Below are 16,952 nucleotides of genomic sequence, written 5' to 3' on the forward strand. Positions count from 1 at the left end.
TGCAGCATTATGTCTATTTTTGCGTAGGCTTTTAAAAAGCACCTTACAAAATTGAATTTCAATCTTTACTTTTTTATATGGCTTCGCTGCATAAGTATTTTTCAAGATACTGATTTTTAAGACGTTCTCCAAATTTTAATAAAAATAAATATAATAAAATCATAGTTTTAGGTGTTTGTCCAGCAAAGCCGCATTGATCACTCGATTCAGCAGTTTTTGCGTTTCGGAGATAGGCTAAAGTTGTTCGACATTCTTTTTCGACTTCAGCAATTTCGGTTTCCATTCACTGATCATAATACCAAACACCACCAAAAGTCCGCCCAACAAAGCCAGTGGTGCTAAGCGTTCTCCTGCAAGACGCCCAAACAGTGCCGCCCATACAGGCTCTCCTGCATAAATAATTGCCGCTTGAGATGGATTGACTGAGCGCTGTGCCCAATTCATTACATATTGAATCACGGCACTGGCAAGCCCCAAGCCGAGTGCAATACTCAGTAAAGGCCATGAAAAGTCTGGAATGCGGTGTTCACCTGCCAATGGCATGGCTGCAAAGGCGAGCACAGAGGCAACTGCCAGTTGAATTACCGTCACTCGACCAATATCGACTGTTGGAGCAAAATAGCCAATCAGGATAATTTCCATCGCTATAGCGATTGCACCGAGTAGGGTTAAGGTCTGGCCAAAATTCAGTGAAATTGAATTCAGGCTATTGCCTGTAAGTAAGACTAATCCCATAAATGCACAGAGCGCACCAATCCAAATCATAAAATGGGGCACTTTACGAAAGATCAGCCACAACAATACAGGTACCAAAGGCACATACAGTGCAGTTAAAAAGGCAGATTCACTGCTACTGACTGTTTGTAGTCCGACCGTTTGTGTGCCATAGCCAATAGTGACCATACAGCCAATGAGTGCACCTGCCCACAAGTCCTGTCGGGTGATGTGTTTTAAATGTTGATAGGAAAATAAGCCAATAATTGTCGCGGCGCAGGCGAAACGACAACCCACAAAGAACATGGGGGAGCTGAAATTTAAGGCATATTTCACGGCCAAGAAGGTGCCGCCCCAAATAAAGGTAATTAGAATCAGTGCAATGACAGGCGCTTTAGAACCGAGCTTAGTATTCAACATAAAAGAACTGGTGTGCAATATATTGCACATAGCTTGTCATGCTTTGTTTTTGTGTGCAATATATTGCTCAATATTTTTTTGATTGAACTTTATGAAGTCTCCTGCGGTACTACAACACGTCAGTCAAAATGTGCGTCATTATCGAAGCTTAAAAGGCCTGAGCCAGCAACAATTGGCGGATTTGGCTGGTTTAAGCCGTCGTATGGTGGCTGGGGTTGAATCAGGACAGGACAATATTAGTTTGGCAAAACTCAGCTTGATTGCCGATGTGCTTGAGGTCGATTTTGTACAGATCATTGCTGCGCCTGAACAGCAAGGGCAAGCAGTGGTCAATGTTTTGGCTTGGCAAGGTACACAAGCCCACAGTGAAGCAAAATTAATGGCCTCGGCGGCAGCAACACAAAAAGTTGAATTGTGGACATGGGTACTTGCCCCAAATGAACACTATAGTGCAGAACCTGACCCAGAAGGTTGGCGTGAGATGCTCTATGTGATGGAGGGTGAGCTAACTTTGGATCTGGCAGGTGACATGAAAGTCTTGGGTGTAGGAGAGTCGATTGTTTTTTCCAGTGCCATCGAATACCAATATATCAATCGTGGAACTGTACCGTTAAAGTTTATTCGTAATGCGATTTATTAAATAAGATGCAGATCTTACACACTGATATTTAGCGCATAAAAAAGAGGTCCATAGACCTCTTTTTTAAATTCTCTAATTAGAGCGACTGTTCGTCTAATAGCAATTGTGCTTCACGTAGGTTTAAACTGCCTTCGTAAATCGCACGACCAGTAATTGCGCCCAAAATACCCGGTTGACCCTTGAGGTTACGTACGTCATCAAGGTTGGTCACACCACCTGATGCAATCACAGGTAGGCCAGAGTATTGTGCCAGTTGAACAGTTTGCTCAATGTTCACACCTTGCATCATCCCGTCACGCGCAATGTCGGTATAGACAATGCTCGATACGCCCGCATCGGCAAAACGTTTGGCCAAATCTGTTGCTTTCACATCGGTCACATTGGCCCAACCATCGGTGGCCACCATACCATTCATGGCATCGATGCCGACAATGATATGACCTGCAAATTTCTTACAAGCTTCTTCAACAAACTCAGGATCTTGAACAGCTTTGGTGCCAATAATGACAAAAGACACACCCGCTTCTAAGTAGTGTTCAATGGTTTCTAGTGAGCGAATACCGCCGCCAATTTGAATTGGCAGTTCAGGTTGTGCGCGAGCAATGGCTTCAACCACAGGTTTATGAATTGGCGTACCAGCGAAAGCACCATTTAAATCGACCAAATGTAAGCGACGCGCGCCTTCATTTACCCAGTGCTGTGCAGTTGCAACAGGATCATCAGAAAAAACCGTATCGTCTTCCATACGACCTTGTTTTAAACGAACACATTTGCCATCTTTCAGGTCAATTGCAGGGATGATCAGCATGCTTTCGCTCCTAGCCAAATCTTAAATAAAATCAATGTCCGTCATCTTAGCAAAGTATTGGCAATTTTCTAAGCATCTGTTACAGCTTTTCATGACGAGGAGGTTTTATGATATTTTCCAGTTTTTGCAAAATATCTTTTGGGAGTCGCTCTAAACGCCGCAATTCTTCAAAAACCAACAGCGCGGCATAGGCATCGGCAGCAGCATAGTCAACTTGTTCAGGCGTGAGTACTTTCCTCGCCCAATTTGAAGTGCTGACTTTTTTGCTTTTCGGGAAGTGGAGTTGAAACAGCAGGGCCATGGCATTTTTAATGCCGACAGGGTTGGTCAAACCAAAGCTAGCAAAGCATTTTGACAGCTCAACCACGCCTTTGAGCTCAACAACTTTTTTGCGGAACAGATGGGCATCATTTTTTAAACCAAAACCCACTTTGAGTTGGGCGGGATTCGCCAAAAATGGCGCAAGGAAGTTCCAAATGGGTGGGCTCATTTGAAACAAATAAGCACGCTCGACGCTGGCCAGTTGAATGAGATGCGGACCCGTGGAAACCTCTCCTACTTGAAAGGTCGGTTTGGACTCGCTGTCAAAACCGAAAATGGCAATCTGTTCCAGTTCAGTGCGAATGGCTTCACACTGTTCTACGTTCTGAATGACATGAATCGCTTGTTTTGGCAAATTTTGAAAACGAGGAAATTTTTGAATTTCGACTTTGCTGGGAAGGATGTGTTGAAAAGAAGAATCCATCATGCTTTGACTATGCCACTGTTGCTTAAGCCTAAAGCTTTTGCGTTGATTTAGCAAAACAGCCGACCTAGGCAGGCTGTTTTGCACAGATGATTTTAGGACATAAAACCAGCCGCAATACCGCCGATAATTGCTAAAACGAAAATCAGGATGTAAATCCATGCCAAAACGGCTTCCCAGCCTGCGGTTGGGCGTGGTGAGCCATAGCTGTTGCTACGATCATCGCCTGGTGCGAAAATCAGGTAAAGCATTAGGATCACGTTGGCAAGAGGCACCAGCATCAACAGTGATAACCATCCCGTATGGTTGCGGTCATGTAGGCGACGAATAGTAAATACAAACGTGAAGTACATCAGCGCAACATAGATCAGGATGATAAAAATCATGCCGCCACCGAAGTTACCTGTTTCCAAGTTCACGAATGTATTAGGAAAGATGGCGAAGAAAATACCAAGAATAATTGACGCTACAATGGCAAGTAGACAGTTCCATGCTAGGTATGAAAAACGTCCGAAACGACCTGCGGCATTCAGCGCAGATTCTTGTGCATATTGAGTCATAGTGACTTACCTTATCGTTGTAAATTAAGTTTTTTATAAATAAAAATGTCTAAAAAGCAGGCAAAGCATAATCAAATTTGGTGACAATGAAAAGGCATTGTAATTATTTGGTGTGTAGTAGTGTGCTGTAAAACAAAAACTTTCTATTAATATTAGATTAGAACATTGAATTAGTACCCGATCACTAGAATTCCTTTTAATGGAAGAATAATACGCTGTGAGGTGTAAAGCGTATCTAAAAATTGATAGACCTTTTGAAAATCATCTGATTGGCGGTAAGTATTTCGTACAGCTAAAACTAGATAGTCGATATTAACCATCATACTGGCTTGGAATATATCTTTTAAAAACTGGTTATTGACGACTGCACGTCCAGCTTCAACTTCAATAACGATTTTTTGCTCGAAGTGAATGGCATCGGCTAAGAAACTTTTAGAAGCTTGGTTGTTATAACCGAATAGGACTGGAACGGGGATTTTATCTTCGGCAGATTTACTTTTTTCAACTTTGAATCCAATTTTTTCAAGTCCATTTGCAATAGTAAGAAGAACTTCATTGCTGGAAAGTTGATGTGTTTGTGAACTTATACCAGTAATGTGCTGTTTAAAGACTTCAGTAATCTCTAAAAGTTTTGGTGCTGTTGGGTAAGAGCGAGGAAAGAATTGGAATTGGAGCATTTGTCATACATTTCTAAACTGTTATTGGTTGATAATAAGAGAAAAGCTCAACCGAAGTTGAGCTTTTTCAGTCAAACAGAGGCTGGAATGAATTAAATTTTCCATTCCACAAAGTTTTTCAGCAGTTGTAAACCTGCGGTATGACTTTTTTCAGGGTGAAACTGGGTTGCAAACAAATTTTCTTGGTGAATAGCCGTGCAGAACTCTAAACCGTAGTCACAGGTCGCCGCCACAATGCCAGAGTTCTTCGGTTCAACATAAAAGCTGTGCACGAAGTAAAAACGTGCATCTTGCTCAATGTCTTTCCACATTGGATGACTCGGATCAGCCTGATGAACTTGGTTCCAACCCATATGTGGGACTTTCAAGCCGTCTACATCAGGAAAGCGTTTCACGCTGCCTTCAAAAATACCGAGAGCATCCACTCCGCCATTTTCTTCAGAGCGTTGCATCAGCGCTTGCATACCGACACAAATCGCTAATACAGGCTTATTAAATGCCGCATGACGAACGACTTCATCAATCCCTGCTTCATGCATGCCTTGCATACAGTCACGCATAGCACCTACGCCGGGGAATACAATTTTATCAGCTTGAGCCACTAATTTGGGGTCATTGGTCACATCGATCGTTGCACCAACATGCTCAAGCGCTTTTGCTGCTGAGTGTAGGTTACCCATACCATAGTCAAGAAGGGCAATACGGGTCATTACAAACTACCTTTGGTTGAAGCAATGGTGTTGGTTGCACGTGGGTCAATTTCACAGGCCATACGAAGTGCACGCGCAAATGCTTTGAACACACTTTCAATTTGGTGGTGGCTATTTTTCCCTTTCAGGTTGTCAATGTGTACTGTCATGAGCGCATGGTTCACAAAGCCTTGGAAAAACTCAGAGAAGAGATCCACATCAAAACGACCAATCATGGCGCGGGTAAATGGAATATCCATAAACAAACCCGGACGGCCTGATAAGTCCACCACAGCACGGCTTAAAGATTCATCTAACGGTGCATAAAAATGACCGTAACGACGTAAACCTTTTTTGTCGCCTAAAGCTTTGGCAAAAGCTTGTCCAAGCGTGATACCACAGTCTTCAACCGTGTGGTGATCATCAATTTCCAAGTCGCCATCACATTCAATATCAATATCAAATAAGCCATGTCGCTTGATTTGATCAACCATATGATCTAAAAAGGGAATACCTGTGTTGAGCGTGCCTTGACCCGTACCATCGAGGTTTACACGAACTCGAATTTTGGTTTCGTTGGTATTTCTTACCACTTCACTGATACGTTCTGTCATAGACACGTTCCTCAAAGACGTCAAATAATTGATGTAAAATGTTTCGCCGTAACGAAGTCACCGCATATTAGATTGCTCAGGAGGGTTTATCAATGCCTATTACCGTACACGCTTATACTTCACTGGAAAAAGAAGAGTTGCGCAGCCAGCTAGAGCGACTGTACGACACTAGTCCTGAATTTGGCGATGGGCATGATGCCGTAGAACAACTTGAGCAAAATCTAGCTCAGTATACCTTACTTTACACCGCAGAATTTAATACTAAAGTCATTGGCACCATTTGGTGTAGCGGGCAGGGTGAAAATAAAACCTTAGAATACATTGTGGTACATCCTGCAAACCGTGGACGAGGGGTTGCGGAGCGACTGGTTGAAGAAGTCTGTCGTATGGAAGAAGCCAAAGGTGTGAAAGTGTTCGAGCCGGGTTGTGGTGCGATTCACCGTTGCTTAGAGCACATTGGTAAAATTTAAGCTTTTTTCAAGCAGTCTTCGGGCTGCTTTTTTTCATGAATAGTGATGGTGACGCGCTTTAAGTGCAAAGAATGACTCGAAAAATGTACGAAGGGTGCTGGGTTTGCTGTAAAAGTAAACACTCAAATGATTTTTTTGAAAACGGACTTGACGCTGCTTCGCTTAAACTGTTTAATACGCGACATCGGCGTGATAGCTCAGTAGGTAGAGCAACGGATTGAAAATCCGTGTGTCCCCAGTTCGATCCTGGGTCTCGCCACCATATTCAAAATCTTATTTAAAGATTTCAATCCCTGATCCCATCAGGGATTTTTTTTGCCTGAAATTTATCCGATCAAATAAAAAAGTGATGATTTTTATTGACTATTCATCCGAGATACGGCTTAATACACGGCATCGGCGTGATAGCTCAGTAGGTAGAGCAACGGATTGAAAATCCGTGTGTCCCCAGTTCGATCCTGGGTCTCGCCACCATATTCAAAAAAGCCTCAAACAATGTTTGGGGCTTTTTTTTGTCCCATGAAAAGTGCGATTGTATAAGATGTTGAACAACATCATGCTTTAGTTAATAGAAAATGTGTTAATTTTGAGTCAAAAATAAGACTGAGAATGGCTTATGAAAGACCGCTTTTCATCGGGAAGTCAGCTTTATCAACTCGCACGTCCGAGTTATCCAGCGAGTTTGATTCAAGAAATACTCAAGTATGTGGCGACTCCTCAATTTGCATGGGATTGTGGCGCAGGGTCGGGACAATTGACTCAATTGTTGGCGCCGCATTTTGATGCCGTGGTGGCGACAGATATCAGTGCTCATCAGTTACAATATGCACCTTATTTTGAAAATGTCAGTTATCAAGTTCAGTCCGCAGAGCACACCAGTTTTGCCGAGCAGAGTTTTGATTTAATCACGGTGGCTCAAGCCATTCATTGGTTTGATTTTGATGGTTTTTATGCAGAAGTGCGGCGGACTTTACGACCTGAAGGCATTTTGGCGGTCATTGGCTATGGTTTAATTCAGCTGCAGCAACCTGAGTTACAGGGTTGTATTGAACGACTTTATTTTAAGACGTTGAAAGGCTATTGGGATGCCGAACGTCGTTATATCGACGAGGCCTATCAAACCATTCCTTTTCCCTTTGAGGAAATAGCGATGCCTGAATTGTCGATGTCATTTCAATGGTCTGCTGCTCAATTGTTGGATTATTTAAACACATGGTCTGCACTGAAACATTATCGAGCGAAAAATTCAGATGACCCCTTATATGAGTTCAAAGCATTCTTTGCGTTGGATGATCACGCGACCCAACTCTTTGAGCTTAAATTTCCAATTTTTTTAAGATTGGGTCGTCTACCTGTATCGGCACATTGAGTGTCTGAGCTTAATCGGCAATCAGACGTTTACCAAAGCATACGACTTCGATTTCCTCATAGCCCAGCTGCTCATAGAAGCTTTGCACGTCGATGTTTTCTTTACGTACAAGCAGTTGTAGTTTGGGGCAACCTAACGCAATCAGGCGCTTCTCGAGTTGCTGTATGAGTGCAGTTGCGACTCCATTGCGTTGAAAGTGTGGATGTACTGCCAAATAATTAATCCAGCCGCGATGACCATCATAACCACCCATCAATGTGGCGATGAGTTGTTCATCTTTAACAGCCAGTAAAAATAAACCATCTTTTTGTGCGGTTTTTCTAAAAATATCAATTTCAGGGTTGTTCCAAGGGCGAGTGAGGTCGCATAACTCCCAAAGTGCAATGACGTCTTCTAAATCTGTTTCGATATAGGGGCGAATAATGAACATGAGCTTAGCATTTTTATTTTTTGGATGCCTTTAGATTAGTTGAGTTTTTTTATTTTGATAAGTGATTTATTACACTTTTCATCAGACATAAAAAAACGCCCAAGAGGGCGCTTTTCTTAAACTTTAAATTAAGCAGATTTTGCTTCTGCTTGAACAGGAAGCATGTGGCCTGTTTCTTCAAAGTTAGAATGCCAAGACAATGCTTCACGAAGAAGGTGAGGTGTATGACCACCTTTTGCACATGAACGATCAAAGTAATCATTTAATGCATCACGGTACATTGGGTGTGCACAATTGTCGATAATCGCACGAGCACGCTCACGTGGTGCTAAACCACGCAGGTCAGCCAAACCTTGTTCAGTCACAAGAATGTCAACATCATGTTCAGCATGGTCGATGTGCGACGCAAACGGTACGATTGAAGAAATGTCGCCACCTTTCGCAATTGATTTGGTTACGAAGATCGCAAGGTGTGCATTACGTGCGAAGTCACCTGAACCACCGATACCATTCATCATTTTTGTACCACAGACGTGAGTTGAGTTTACGTTACCGTAAATATCAAATTCAAGCGCAGTATTGATGCCGATAATACCTAAACGACGAACCAATTCAGGGTGGTTTGAGATCTCTTGCGGACGTAAAACCAATTTATCTTTGTACGCTTCAAGGTTGTTAAATACTTTCTCGCCGTATTTTGCAGAAAGGGTAATTGATGAACCTGAAGCAAACTTCATTTTACCTGCATCAATTAATTCGAAAGTACAGTCTTGTAGGACTTCTGAGTACATTACGAGGTCTTCGAAGTTTGAATCTTTAAGGCCTGTAAGTACAGCATTGGCAATTGAGCCAATCCCTGCTTGTAATGGTCCTAAGTTCTTCGGTAGACGCTCTTCAGCTACTTCTTTTTCAAAGAATGCGATTAAGTGGTCTGCAATGCCTTGAGTTTCATCATCTGGCGCTGTTACCGTTGATGGTGAGTCGTGCAAGTCGTTGTTGATGACGATACCCACGATTTTTGCAGGATCAATATTGATCGCGTGCGTACCAATACGCTCATCCACTTGAGTCAATGGAATCGGTTGACGTGTTGGACGGTATGTTGGGATGTAAATATCGTGTAAGCCTTCAAATGCAGGACTTAAGTTGGTGTTGATTTCAACAATAACTTTTTCTGCAAAAATTGCGAAGCTTGCTGAGTTGCCTACAGATGTTGTTGGAATGATGCCGCCATCTTCAGTGATCGCAACTGCTTCAATGATCGCTACATCTGGCTTTTTCAACTGAAGGTTACGCATTTGCTCAACAGTTTCAGACAAGTGTTGGTCAATGAACATCACTTCGCCATTGTTGATGGCTTTACGTAAAGTGTTGTCCACTTGGAACGGTAAACGACGTGCCAATACACCCGCTTCAGTCAATTGCTTGTCTAGGTCATTACCTAAAGAAGCACCAGTAATTAATGTGATTTTTAAAGGATTTGTGTGTGCACGTTTAACCAATGCCAAAGGTACAGCTTTCGCTTCGCCAGCACGAGTGAAGCCACTCATACCTACAGTCATGCCATCTTCAATAAAAGCAGACGCTTCATACGCACTGATGACTTTATCGTGAAGTGAAGCTAAACGGATACGATCTAAAGACATGGTTTACTCTCGTTAATATTCTGGATCTGGCACCGATTGTACCGATCAAGAACGACATTGTGCATACCTGTTAGGCTAAGGTCTAATTTTTTGAAAAAATGTGGGTATAAGGGATTCTGATGATTTGTAAGTGGTTGAAATATATTTGGTAAAATTAAATTGTTGAATAGTTAAGCAAAATCGTTTGATCAACTGTTGTACAAAGTTTAAAAATGCTCAACCAAGGTTTGCTTTAATTTTTCGAGTGGGTTGTTGCTGGAAATTTCAGCATCTTGATTGTGATGAAGAGGCAGCGAAATAATTGCTTCAAGACCGCCTTGTTCTCGATTATGAATAGTCAGTTGACCTTGGTGGATGTCGACAATGCGTTTCACAATGGCGAGACCTAAACCACTGCCTTGGACTGTTCTGGCTTCATTCCCACGTACAAAAGGTTGCATAAGCTCTTCAATTTGATCGTCAGGAATGCCTTCACCATAGTCTGCTACGCTAATTAAAATATGTTCATTTTCCACTGTTGCGGAAAGTTCAATCGGCTCAGCACCGTAGCGTTTTGAATTATTAATCAAGTTACCAATCAGGCGTTTAAGAGATAGACTACGTGCCTGAATAATCGGTAATTCAGCAGGTTCAAAACGAATATCCAGCGGTTTGAATTGCACCACCAATTCTTGTAACAGCATATTTAAATCGGTGTCTTGGATTTCCTCATCCGAACCATCACGCATATAGGAAATGAACTGATTTAAGATCGCATCCATATCTTCAACATCATAAATCAGCCCTTCTTTTAAAAAATCATCATCGGGCATCATTTCCGCACTGAGTCGAATACGGGTCAGAGGGGTGCGTAAGTCATGTGAAATCCCCGCCAACATAATTCGACGGTCACGTTCAGTCTGATCTAGGGTATAGATCATGTGATTAAACGCTTGGTTGACCTCGCGAATTTCTTGAGGGCCGTGATTGGTTTCTAAATACGGCGCTGTACCTGTTTTACTATAACTGTTGGCAGCATTTTGCAGACGACGCAACGGGCGATTGAGCTGACGAACCAAGGTTAAAATAATGGCTGCTGCAATAAGTGGTACCCCGAGTAACCAGCCGAAAATTAATTCAGGGCTGTAGTTGGCATAGGTTTTCAGGGGTTCACGGACCCAGTTGCCGTTCATTTCAGGGGTTTGAATCCAAATGCGCGGGCTAGGTTTAAACTGGAAATATACTGTGGCATGTTCTACATTCAGCTCTTTGGCGAGCTTTGCTTCAATTTGGTTAGTAAAGAATTCAGCAATCACCTTATCTTTAACATTGGGATATTCTTTGGGATCGGTGACGTATTCAATGCCAACACGACTTCTTAGCCAGTCATCGACATCGACTTCAGTATTTTGATGATAAATCCGTAAATTGGGGTTGTTGAGAATTTCTATTTCAACAGCAAGATAGCGAGCATGTTGTTGAATTTCTGGAAGATATAAGGTGCGCCAAAAGAACCACAAGGACATAAATAAACTGAAAAATACAATGAAGAGTACCAGTACGGTGGTGCGCATGGCAGCAGAACGCGGCTTGATTTTATCTAAAAAGCGTTCCCAGCGTGTGCGTTTCCGTTCTGAATACGCTTCGTAATCTGTAAATTTTTGAGGGTCGATGGGTTCGAGTTTCACGCCAGCTTCCTGTGGAATATTTTTTATCAATATTACTGAAATATACACGGCGGAGTCTTACCGCTTTTATCAGTAATAGAAGGAGCTAATTCTGTTACTTTTTAAAAAGTAACCAAAACTTTTGCCATTCGCTGAACTCGCAATAAAGTTGGCGAGCCTTGAAAGTAAAATTGGCTCAAACAGCAGCGAATGGCTTTTAGGGACAATAAGTTCGGTGAACGTTTACATTATTGGAGCTTATTATTCCGCGCCATCTGGAACGAACACATAACCTACACCCCAAACCGTTTGAATATAACGTGCACGAGCAGGGTTTTCTTCTACAAGACGACGTAGGCGCGATACTTGAACATCAATTGAACGTTCCATTGCGCCCCATTCACGGCCACGCGCAAGGTTCATCAATTTGTCGCGAGTTAAAGGCTCACGTGGATGTTGTACCAAGGCTTTCAGTACCGCAAACTCACCTGTAGTTAGGGTCACGACTTGACCTTCACGCGTTAGGGTACGTGTTGATAAATCAAGTGACCATGGCCCAAAGCTGACCACTTCCATTTGTTGGCTTGGTGCACCTGGAACTTCACGCACTTGGCGGCGCAGTACGGCGCGAATACGTGCTAACAACTCATTTGGATTAAATGGTTTCGGTAAATAGTCATCTGCACCGGCTTCTAGACCTGCAATACGGTCTGAGTCACTGCCACGTGCGGTGAGCATAATAATAGGCGTATCGATATTGGATTGGCGTAGACGACGACAGATGCTTAAGCCATCTTCAACAGGAAGCATGAAGTCGAGCACAATCAGTGAAAAAAGTTCACGTTGTAAGAGACGATCCATTTGGGTTGCGTCATGCGCTGTTTTTACCACAAAGCCTTTATCTTCTAAAAAGCGTTGAAGTAGCGTACGTAAACGCACATCGTCATCTACCACTAAAATGCGTTCAACGCGATCTGCATCGCTATGTACAGCATCTGTTTTTTCAGCAGGTACAACTAAACTCATTGAAGTGCTCCTTTATTCTTTATTGTCATCGTAAACAAAAGTCGGGATATTCTTGAGTATACGACTCATTTGTATGTCTTTACTATGCTCTAAAGCAACAAATATTGCAGGTAAAATCAAGACATATATACCAAATGTATACATCTTAGCCCATAGAAAAAAATGGCAAAGAATACCTAAAAATAAGATTTAACACTGAAAATGAGATGGATTTATGAAATTTGCCTGAAATATGTCACATTTAAGCCATTAAATTAATAAAAACAGTTGTGGATTTTATAGTCTTGGTCTTTATAATCATGGCTTTTAGTACATATCCTTGTGGGATCACATACGATGACTGACTTAGTTCAGCAGTTGGCAAAAGAAATTGCCGTACGTCCAAATCAAATTGAGGCTGCCATCAAGTTGATTGATGAAGGTGCTAGCGTTCCATTTATTGCGCGTTACCGTAAAGAAGTCACGCAAGGCTTAGATGATGCGCAGTTACGTCAGCTTGATACACGTTTGGCTTATTTACGTGACTTATTTGAACGTCGCGACAAGGTAATCGAATCATTAAAAGAACAAGACAAATTGTCTGATGATTTATTGGCACGTGTAAATGCTGCTGAAACTAAAAATGCCTTAGAAGAAATTTATGCGCCTTACCGTCCAAAACGGACCAGTAAATCGTTTAAAGCCAAAGAAGCAGGTTTAGGCCCAATTGCAGCACAAATATTTGCAGAACAAGTCGAGCCAAGTGAAGCTTTAGCAGGCTTTAGTCATGCAGATTATCCAGATGTAGATAGTCAGCTAGATGCTGTGCAGCACATTCTGATTGATGAATGGGCACAAAATATTGCGCTAACGACAGAATTAAAAGAAATTTTTGCCAAAACAGCGGTATTAAAAAGTTTGGTTGCTTCTGAAGAGAAAAAAGAAGTGGGCAAAAAATTCCGTGATTACTTCGATTTTTCAGAAAACCTGAACAAAGTGCCGTCACATCGTTTATTGGCGATGTTGCGTGGTCGCCAAGAAAATGTCTTGGGTTTAAAAGTTGATGGTGAAGACAGTGCACTATTGGCACGTATTGAAACTGAATACAATTTAGATCAGATTCAGCCACAAGCACGTCAGGACTTTTTAAAGCAAACTGCAAAATTGTTTTGGTTGGGCAAAGTGCGTCCACAAATCGAACATTCATTATTAACTGAAAAACGTTTGGCTGCTGAAGCCGAAGCGATGGATGTCTTTGCAGAAAACTTGCGTCATTTATTGCTTTCTGCACCTGCAGGCGCACGTTGTACACTGGGTGTAGACCCTGGTATCCGTACTGGTGTCAAATTGGCTGTGGTGAACCAATCTGGTGATGTAGTTGCACATAGCACGGTGTATCCATTTGCACCTAAAGAAGACAAAGCAGGCGCGATTGAAGAGATTGCACGTTTATGCCGTGAGCACCATGTTGATTTAATTGCGATTGGTAACGGGACTGCAAGCCGTGAAACTGAAGCGGTGGTGGCAGAAATGATGGCTGCAAACAGTGATTTAAAACTGACTCGTGTTTCAGTATCAGAAGCGGGTGCATCAGTTTATTCAGCATCTGAATTGGCATCTGCGGAGCTACCAGAGCTAGATGTGTCGATTCGTGGTGCTGTGTCGATTGCACGTCGTTTACAAGACCCATTGGCTGAGCTAGTAAAAATTGATCCAAAGTCGATTGGTGTAGGTCAGTACCAACATGATGTGAACCAAACGGGCTTAGCAAAAACCCTTGAGGCAGTCGTTGAAGACTGTGTGAACTCGGTGGGTGTGGATGTTAATACTGCATCATCTGCTATCTTGGGTTATATCGCAGGTTTGAATAAGTCGATTGCGCAGCAAATTGTCGATTTCCGCAAAGAAAATGGCCGTTTTGACAACCGCCAAGATTTGAAGAAAGTGCCACGTTTAGGCGAGCGTACTTTTGAACAAGCGGCAGGTTTCTTACGTATTCAAGATGGTTCAGAGCCACTAGATGCTTCTGCTGTTCACCCAGAGTCTTATGCGCTGGTCGGTAAAATTGCTGAAGCGAAAGCGACGACAGTGAAAGATATCATTGGTAACTCTGAAATCATTCGCCAAGTGAATGCTGAAGAATTTGCAGATGAGAAATTTGGTTTACCAACTATTCAAGATGTACTGTCTGAACTGGAAAAACCAGGTCGTGATCCGCGTCCAGAGTTCCGTACAGCAAAATTCCGTGAAGACATTACGGAAGTTGCGCAACTGACTGAAGGCATGCAGCTTGAAGGTGTCGTGACCAATGTGACGAACTTCGGTGCTTTTGTGGATGTGGGTGTACACCAAGATGGTTTAGTTCATATTTCAGAGTTGGCCAATGAATTCGTTGCAGATCCGCATAAAGTGGTGAAGCCGGGGCAAATTGTGCAAGTACGTGTACTCACAGTAGATGCTGAGCGTAATCGTGTGAATTTGTCGATGCGCCCTGAAGGTGCTGAAGCGGCTAAAGCTCCGCGTCAACCACGTCGTGAAAATACAGAGCGTAGTGAACGTAAACCACAAGGTAAACGTCCACAACAAGCACGTCCGCAAGGCGAGCGTGTTCAAACAAACAAGAAGCCGCAAACGGCTAAACCTCAAGAAAATAAAATTGGTGGTTTAGGTGCATTGTTACTTCAAGCAGGGATTAAAGGTTCGAAATAACTTTTAAAATTTGAGTAAAAAACCTCCCAAGTGGGAGGTTTTTTTATGGTTACTTTTATCCGTTGATGATGGGTACGATCCAACTGGTGATAATCAACATAATGCCAAAGTGCCCAAGCTTTCGGCAAACTTTGACAAAAGTTGGAGCGGGTTGTTCCAGTCTCGTCGCATAATCTTTGAGGCTTATGGCTTGAGTGCTGCGGCTATGCCACAGGAAAACAGCAAGATCGATACAGATTAGAATCGTCCCGACATTGGCCACGATATCCATCATCACATAATCTTGTAAATACAGGCTACTGCCTACTCGGTAGCAGAGATAAATCGCGAAAGCGATACACACATATTGCAGTACGAAAGTAAAAGCGCGCATAAATTCACAAAATAAAAAAAGACGGCTGTTTATAACACAAAAAGTAGAAGGGTTACGTCGTCTTTATCTTTTGTCCACAAAAAAAGGTATGAATCTTAACTGATTAGGCTTTGTGCAATCAGGCTGAAAAAAATGGACACTAAACCTATTTTTGAAAAAATATTGCTATACATGCTTGAGGTGTGTGATGTTGGCTTGTTTTTTGTTTCTAGCGAGTGTATTTCACTCGTTGGTAGGGTAGGCTGTTGCGGTGCGTGTTGGCTCTTAAAGCCAAATTCGAGCAAGATCATCAGCAAACCGCCATGAATCAGCACTTGCCATATTGAAATATGAGAAAGAGTAAGTTCTGTATACAGATTAAAAGCAGTGATTGCAGCAAAGATGAAGCAAAAAAGCTTGAATAAATAAAGTGTATGCATTTCTTTTCCCCTTTTATAATTGCTTTTATGATGAGCTTTTTTTCTTAAGCGAATATTAAGAACTATAAAAGAGTCGAGAAAAATTTAGCTACCCAACCTTTGATCAAAGGTTGGGTAAATTGTAAGAAAACTTACCAGTGTTCACCTGGGAATAAGCGTGCATACGCTTTTTGTACCCAGTTGAGTTTTTGCTGTTCACCCACAGACGCGGTAGAACTTGGGAATAAGTTATAACCAATCGACATGAGCTTATTGTTGATGTCTGGTGCAATTGAATAAGTAATCGATGCCAAGCGACCTAAGTTAGTTGCTACTTTCTTCGGACGTTTCACAATCGCATAAGCAATCAGATCTGCTGCTTGTTCAGGTGAAAGAGTTGGGACGTATTTATAAATTTTCGTCGGCGCAATCATCGGGGTGCGTACCAAAGGCATATACACCGAAGTAATCGCAATTTTATGTGAATGCACTTCGGCAGAAAGACAGCGACTGAATGCATCTAATGCGGCTTTAGACGCCACATAAGCCGAGAAACGAGTGGCATTTGCTAATACGCCAATCGAGCTAATGTTAATAATATGCCCATCACGACGAATCATCATTTGTGGCAGGATGTTCATGACTAAACGTACCGCACCAAAGTAGTTAAGCTGCATGGTGCGTTCAAAGTCGTGGAAGCGTTCCGCTGACTCATGTACAGCACGGCGGATCGAACGACCTGCGTTATTAATTAAAATATCAATATGATCGACTGAAGCTAAAATCTGCTTAGAAACTTTATCAATCGAGTCTAAATCATTTAGGTCACATGGAAAAACAGAAGCTGAACCGCCTTTGGCTTCGATTTCTGCTTTAACTTCTTCTAATGTTTCTTTGGTGCGCGAAACTAAAAGGACGTGTGCTCCTGCGTCAGCCAGTTTGTGCGCAACTGTTAAACCAATACCACTTGAAGCGCCTGTAATTAAGACGGTTTTTCCATTTACACGTTCTTTAAAAAGTCTATCCATTCTTGAATTCA

Annotated in this window: 18 protein-coding genes and 2 tRNA genes; 7 read left to right on the forward strand and 13 right to left on the reverse strand. The window is 42.3% G+C overall.

Annotated elements, in window-relative coordinates; translation table 11 throughout:
• Positions 1–73 precede the first annotated feature (73 nt).
• Together ACG9ZB_RS04230 and ACG9ZB_RS04235 are read right to left on the reverse strand one after the other, a co-directional pair.
• Positions 74–283 (reverse strand): hypothetical protein, encoded by a 210-nt coding sequence (locus ACG9ZB_RS04230; RefSeq protein ID WP_419324343.1) that lies wholly within the window; start codon positions 281–283, stop codon positions 74–76.
• Positions 235–1,134 carry a DMT family transporter gene (locus ACG9ZB_RS04235; RefSeq protein WP_419324528.1) on the reverse strand — a complete coding sequence of 300 codons (900 nt, stop codon included), beginning with the start codon at positions 1,132–1,134 and terminating at the stop codon, positions 235–237. Before ACG9ZB_RS04235 ends, ACG9ZB_RS04230 begins: the two co-directional genes overlap by 49 nt.
• Before the next feature lie 91 nt (positions 1,135–1,225).
• Here ACG9ZB_RS04235 and ACG9ZB_RS04240 point away from each other — a divergent pair, with 91 nt between their 5' ends.
• Positions 1,226–1,774 carry a helix-turn-helix domain-containing protein gene (locus ACG9ZB_RS04240; RefSeq protein ID WP_094148590.1) on the forward strand — a complete coding sequence of 183 codons (549 nt, stop codon included), beginning with the start codon at positions 1,226–1,228 and terminating at the stop codon, positions 1,772–1,774.
• Positions 1,775–1,850: 76 nt separating this feature from the next.
• On the opposite strand, the gene hisA is transcribed toward ACG9ZB_RS04240, so the two are convergent.
• The 3 genes from hisA to ACG9ZB_RS04255 all read right to left on the reverse strand — a co-directional run bounded on the left by hisA (position 1,851) and on the right by ACG9ZB_RS04255 (position 3,887).
• Positions 1,851–2,582, reverse strand: a complete 732-nt coding sequence (gene hisA, locus ACG9ZB_RS04245; RefSeq protein ID WP_419324345.1) for a 1-(5-phosphoribosyl)-5-[(5-phosphoribosylamino)methylideneamino]imidazole-4-carboxamide isomerase — start codon at positions 2,580–2,582, stop codon at positions 1,851–1,853.
• Positions 2,583–2,661: 79 nt separating this feature from the next.
• A complete protein-coding gene (locus tag ACG9ZB_RS04250; protein WP_419324347.1) occupies positions 2,662–3,330 on the reverse strand; it encodes a 3'-5' exonuclease in 669 nt (222 codons plus the stop codon).
• A 92-nt stretch (positions 3,331–3,422) separates the two neighbouring features.
• Positions 3,423–3,887 carry a DUF805 domain-containing protein gene (locus ACG9ZB_RS04255; protein WP_419324349.1) on the reverse strand — a complete coding sequence of 155 codons (465 nt, stop codon included), beginning with the start codon at positions 3,885–3,887 and terminating at the stop codon, positions 3,423–3,425.
• Between the two features lie 356 nt (positions 3,888–4,243).
• Between ACG9ZB_RS04255 and ACG9ZB_RS04260 the strand changes: the two genes are divergently transcribed.
• Positions 4,244–4,312: a hypothetical protein gene (locus ACG9ZB_RS04260; protein WP_410113662.1), complete on the forward strand. Its 69-nt coding sequence runs from the start codon at positions 4,244–4,246 to the stop codon at positions 4,310–4,312.
• Between the two features lie 344 nt (positions 4,313–4,656).
• Here the strand turns inward: ACG9ZB_RS04260 and hisH are convergent, their stop codons facing one another.
• Complete coding sequence (gene hisH, locus ACG9ZB_RS04265; RefSeq protein WP_224216382.1) at positions 4,657–5,274, reverse strand: imidazole glycerol phosphate synthase subunit HisH; 618 nt, start codon at positions 5,272–5,274, stop codon at positions 4,657–4,659.
• Positions 5,274–5,867: an imidazoleglycerol-phosphate dehydratase HisB gene (hisB, locus tag ACG9ZB_RS04270; protein ID WP_058951612.1), complete on the reverse strand. Its 594-nt coding sequence runs from the start codon at positions 5,865–5,867 to the stop codon at positions 5,274–5,276. The genes hisH and hisB overlap by 1 nt, the downstream gene beginning before the upstream one ends.
• Positions 5,868–5,959: 92 nt before the next feature.
• Here hisB and ACG9ZB_RS04275 point away from each other — a divergent pair, with 92 nt between their 5' ends.
• The 4 genes from ACG9ZB_RS04275 to ACG9ZB_RS04290 all read left to right on the forward strand — a co-directional run bounded on the left by ACG9ZB_RS04275 (position 5,960) and on the right by ACG9ZB_RS04290 (position 7,706).
• The gene (locus ACG9ZB_RS04275) at positions 5,960–6,337 is read left to right on the forward strand and encodes a GNAT family N-acetyltransferase (protein ID WP_419324351.1); all 378 of its coding nucleotides are present in this window, start codon (positions 5,960–5,962) and stop codon (positions 6,335–6,337) included.
• 186 nt (positions 6,338–6,523) lie between these two features.
• Positions 6,524–6,599 (forward strand) — tRNA-Phe (locus tag ACG9ZB_RS04280).
• 136 nt (positions 6,600–6,735) lie between these two features.
• Positions 6,736–6,811, forward strand: a tRNA-Phe gene (locus ACG9ZB_RS04285).
• A 142-nt stretch (positions 6,812–6,953) separates the two neighbouring features.
• Positions 6,954–7,706: a class I SAM-dependent methyltransferase gene (locus tag ACG9ZB_RS04290; protein WP_419324353.1), complete on the forward strand. Its 753-nt coding sequence runs from the start codon at positions 6,954–6,956 to the stop codon at positions 7,704–7,706.
• Between the two features lie 10 nt (positions 7,707–7,716).
• Here the strand turns inward: ACG9ZB_RS04290 and ACG9ZB_RS04295 are convergent, their stop codons facing one another.
• The 4 genes from ACG9ZB_RS04295 to ompR all read right to left on the reverse strand — a co-directional run bounded on the left by ACG9ZB_RS04295 (position 7,717) and on the right by ompR (position 12,454).
• Positions 7,717–8,136, reverse strand: coding sequence for a GNAT family acetyltransferase (locus ACG9ZB_RS04295; protein ID WP_234954528.1), 420 nt, complete (start codon positions 8,134–8,136; stop codon positions 7,717–7,719).
• 128 nt (positions 8,137–8,264) lie between these two features.
• The gene (locus tag ACG9ZB_RS04300; protein ID WP_419324355.1) at positions 8,265–9,782 is read right to left on the reverse strand and encodes an acetyl-CoA hydrolase/transferase family protein; all 1,518 of its coding nucleotides are present in this window, start codon (positions 9,780–9,782) and stop codon (positions 8,265–8,267) included.
• A 206-nt stretch (positions 9,783–9,988) separates the two neighbouring features.
• Positions 9,989–11,449 (reverse strand): ATP-binding protein, encoded by a 1,461-nt coding sequence (locus ACG9ZB_RS04305; protein WP_419324357.1) that lies wholly within the window; start codon positions 11,447–11,449, stop codon positions 9,989–9,991.
• 240 nt (positions 11,450–11,689) lie between these two features.
• Entirely contained in the window at positions 11,690–12,454 is a 765-nt protein-coding gene (ompR, locus tag ACG9ZB_RS04310; RefSeq protein ID WP_004691545.1) for a two-component system response regulator OmpR, read from the reverse strand.
• 336 nt (positions 12,455–12,790) lie between these two features.
• Here ompR and ACG9ZB_RS04315 point away from each other — a divergent pair, with 336 nt between their 5' ends.
• Positions 12,791–15,142, forward strand: coding sequence for a Tex family protein (locus ACG9ZB_RS04315; RefSeq protein ID WP_419324359.1), 2,352 nt, complete (start codon positions 12,791–12,793; stop codon positions 15,140–15,142).
• A gap of 55 nt (positions 15,143–15,197) precedes the next feature.
• On the opposite strand, the gene ACG9ZB_RS04320 is transcribed toward ACG9ZB_RS04315, so the two are convergent.
• Positions 15,198–15,515 (reverse strand): hypothetical protein, encoded by a 318-nt coding sequence (locus tag ACG9ZB_RS04320; RefSeq protein WP_004691542.1) that lies wholly within the window; start codon positions 15,513–15,515, stop codon positions 15,198–15,200.
• A gap of 550 nt (positions 15,516–16,065) precedes the next feature.
• Positions 16,066–16,941, reverse strand: a complete 876-nt coding sequence (locus tag ACG9ZB_RS04325) for an SDR family NAD(P)-dependent oxidoreductase (RefSeq protein ID WP_419324361.1) — start codon at positions 16,939–16,941, stop codon at positions 16,066–16,068.
• Positions 16,942–16,952 lie beyond the last annotated feature (11 nt).

The organism is Acinetobacter johnsonii (assembly GCF_048551975.1).
In the GTDB taxonomy this organism is placed as follows: domain Bacteria; phylum Pseudomonadota; class Gammaproteobacteria; order Pseudomonadales; family Moraxellaceae; genus Acinetobacter; species Acinetobacter johnsonii_A.

Coding starts and splice junctions, on each gene's coding strand:
- ACG9ZB_RS04290 (WP_419324353.1), top strand. CDS start 6,954: ATGAAAGACCGCTTTTCATCGGGAAGTCAGCTTTATCAACTCGCACGT.
- ACG9ZB_RS04325 (WP_419324361.1), bottom strand. CDS start 16,941: ATGGATAGACTTTTTAAAGAACGTGTAAATGGAAAAACCGTCTTAATT.
- ACG9ZB_RS04235 (WP_419324528.1), bottom strand. CDS start 1,134: ATGTTGAATACTAAGCTCGGTTCTAAAGCGCCTGTCATTGCACTGATT.
- hisH (WP_224216382.1), bottom strand. CDS start 5,274: ATGACCCGTATTGCCCTTCTTGACTATGGTATGGGTAACCTACACTCA.
- ompR (WP_004691545.1), bottom strand. CDS start 12,454: ATGAGTTTAGTTGTACCTGCTGAAAAAACAGATGCTGTACATAGCGAT.
- hisB (WP_058951612.1), bottom strand. CDS start 5,867: ATGACAGAACGTATCAGTGAAGTGGTAAGAAATACCAACGAAACCAAA.
- hisA (WP_419324345.1), bottom strand. CDS start 2,582: ATGCTGATCATCCCTGCAATTGACCTGAAAGATGGCAAATGTGTTCGT.
- ACG9ZB_RS04250 (WP_419324347.1), bottom strand. CDS start 3,330: ATGATGGATTCTTCTTTTCAACACATCCTTCCCAGCAAAGTCGAAATT.
- ACG9ZB_RS04300 (WP_419324355.1), bottom strand. CDS start 9,782: ATGTCTTTAGATCGTATCCGTTTAGCTTCACTTCACGATAAAGTCATC.
- ACG9ZB_RS04275 (WP_419324351.1), top strand. CDS start 5,960: ATGCCTATTACCGTACACGCTTATACTTCACTGGAAAAAGAAGAGTTG.
- ACG9ZB_RS04240 (WP_094148590.1), top strand. CDS start 1,226: ATGAAGTCTCCTGCGGTACTACAACACGTCAGTCAAAATGTGCGTCAT.
- ACG9ZB_RS04320 (WP_004691542.1), bottom strand. CDS start 15,515: ATGCGCGCTTTTACTTTCGTACTGCAATATGTGTGTATCGCTTTCGCG.
- ACG9ZB_RS04230 (WP_419324343.1), bottom strand. CDS start 283: ATGGAAACCGAAATTGCTGAAGTCGAAAAAGAATGTCGAACAACTTTA.
- ACG9ZB_RS04255 (WP_419324349.1), bottom strand. CDS start 3,887: ATGACTCAATATGCACAAGAATCTGCGCTGAATGCCGCAGGTCGTTTC.
- ACG9ZB_RS04295 (WP_234954528.1), bottom strand. CDS start 8,136: ATGTTCATTATTCGCCCCTATATCGAAACAGATTTAGAAGACGTCATT.
- ACG9ZB_RS04315 (WP_419324359.1), top strand. CDS start 12,791: ATGACTGACTTAGTTCAGCAGTTGGCAAAAGAAATTGCCGTACGTCCA.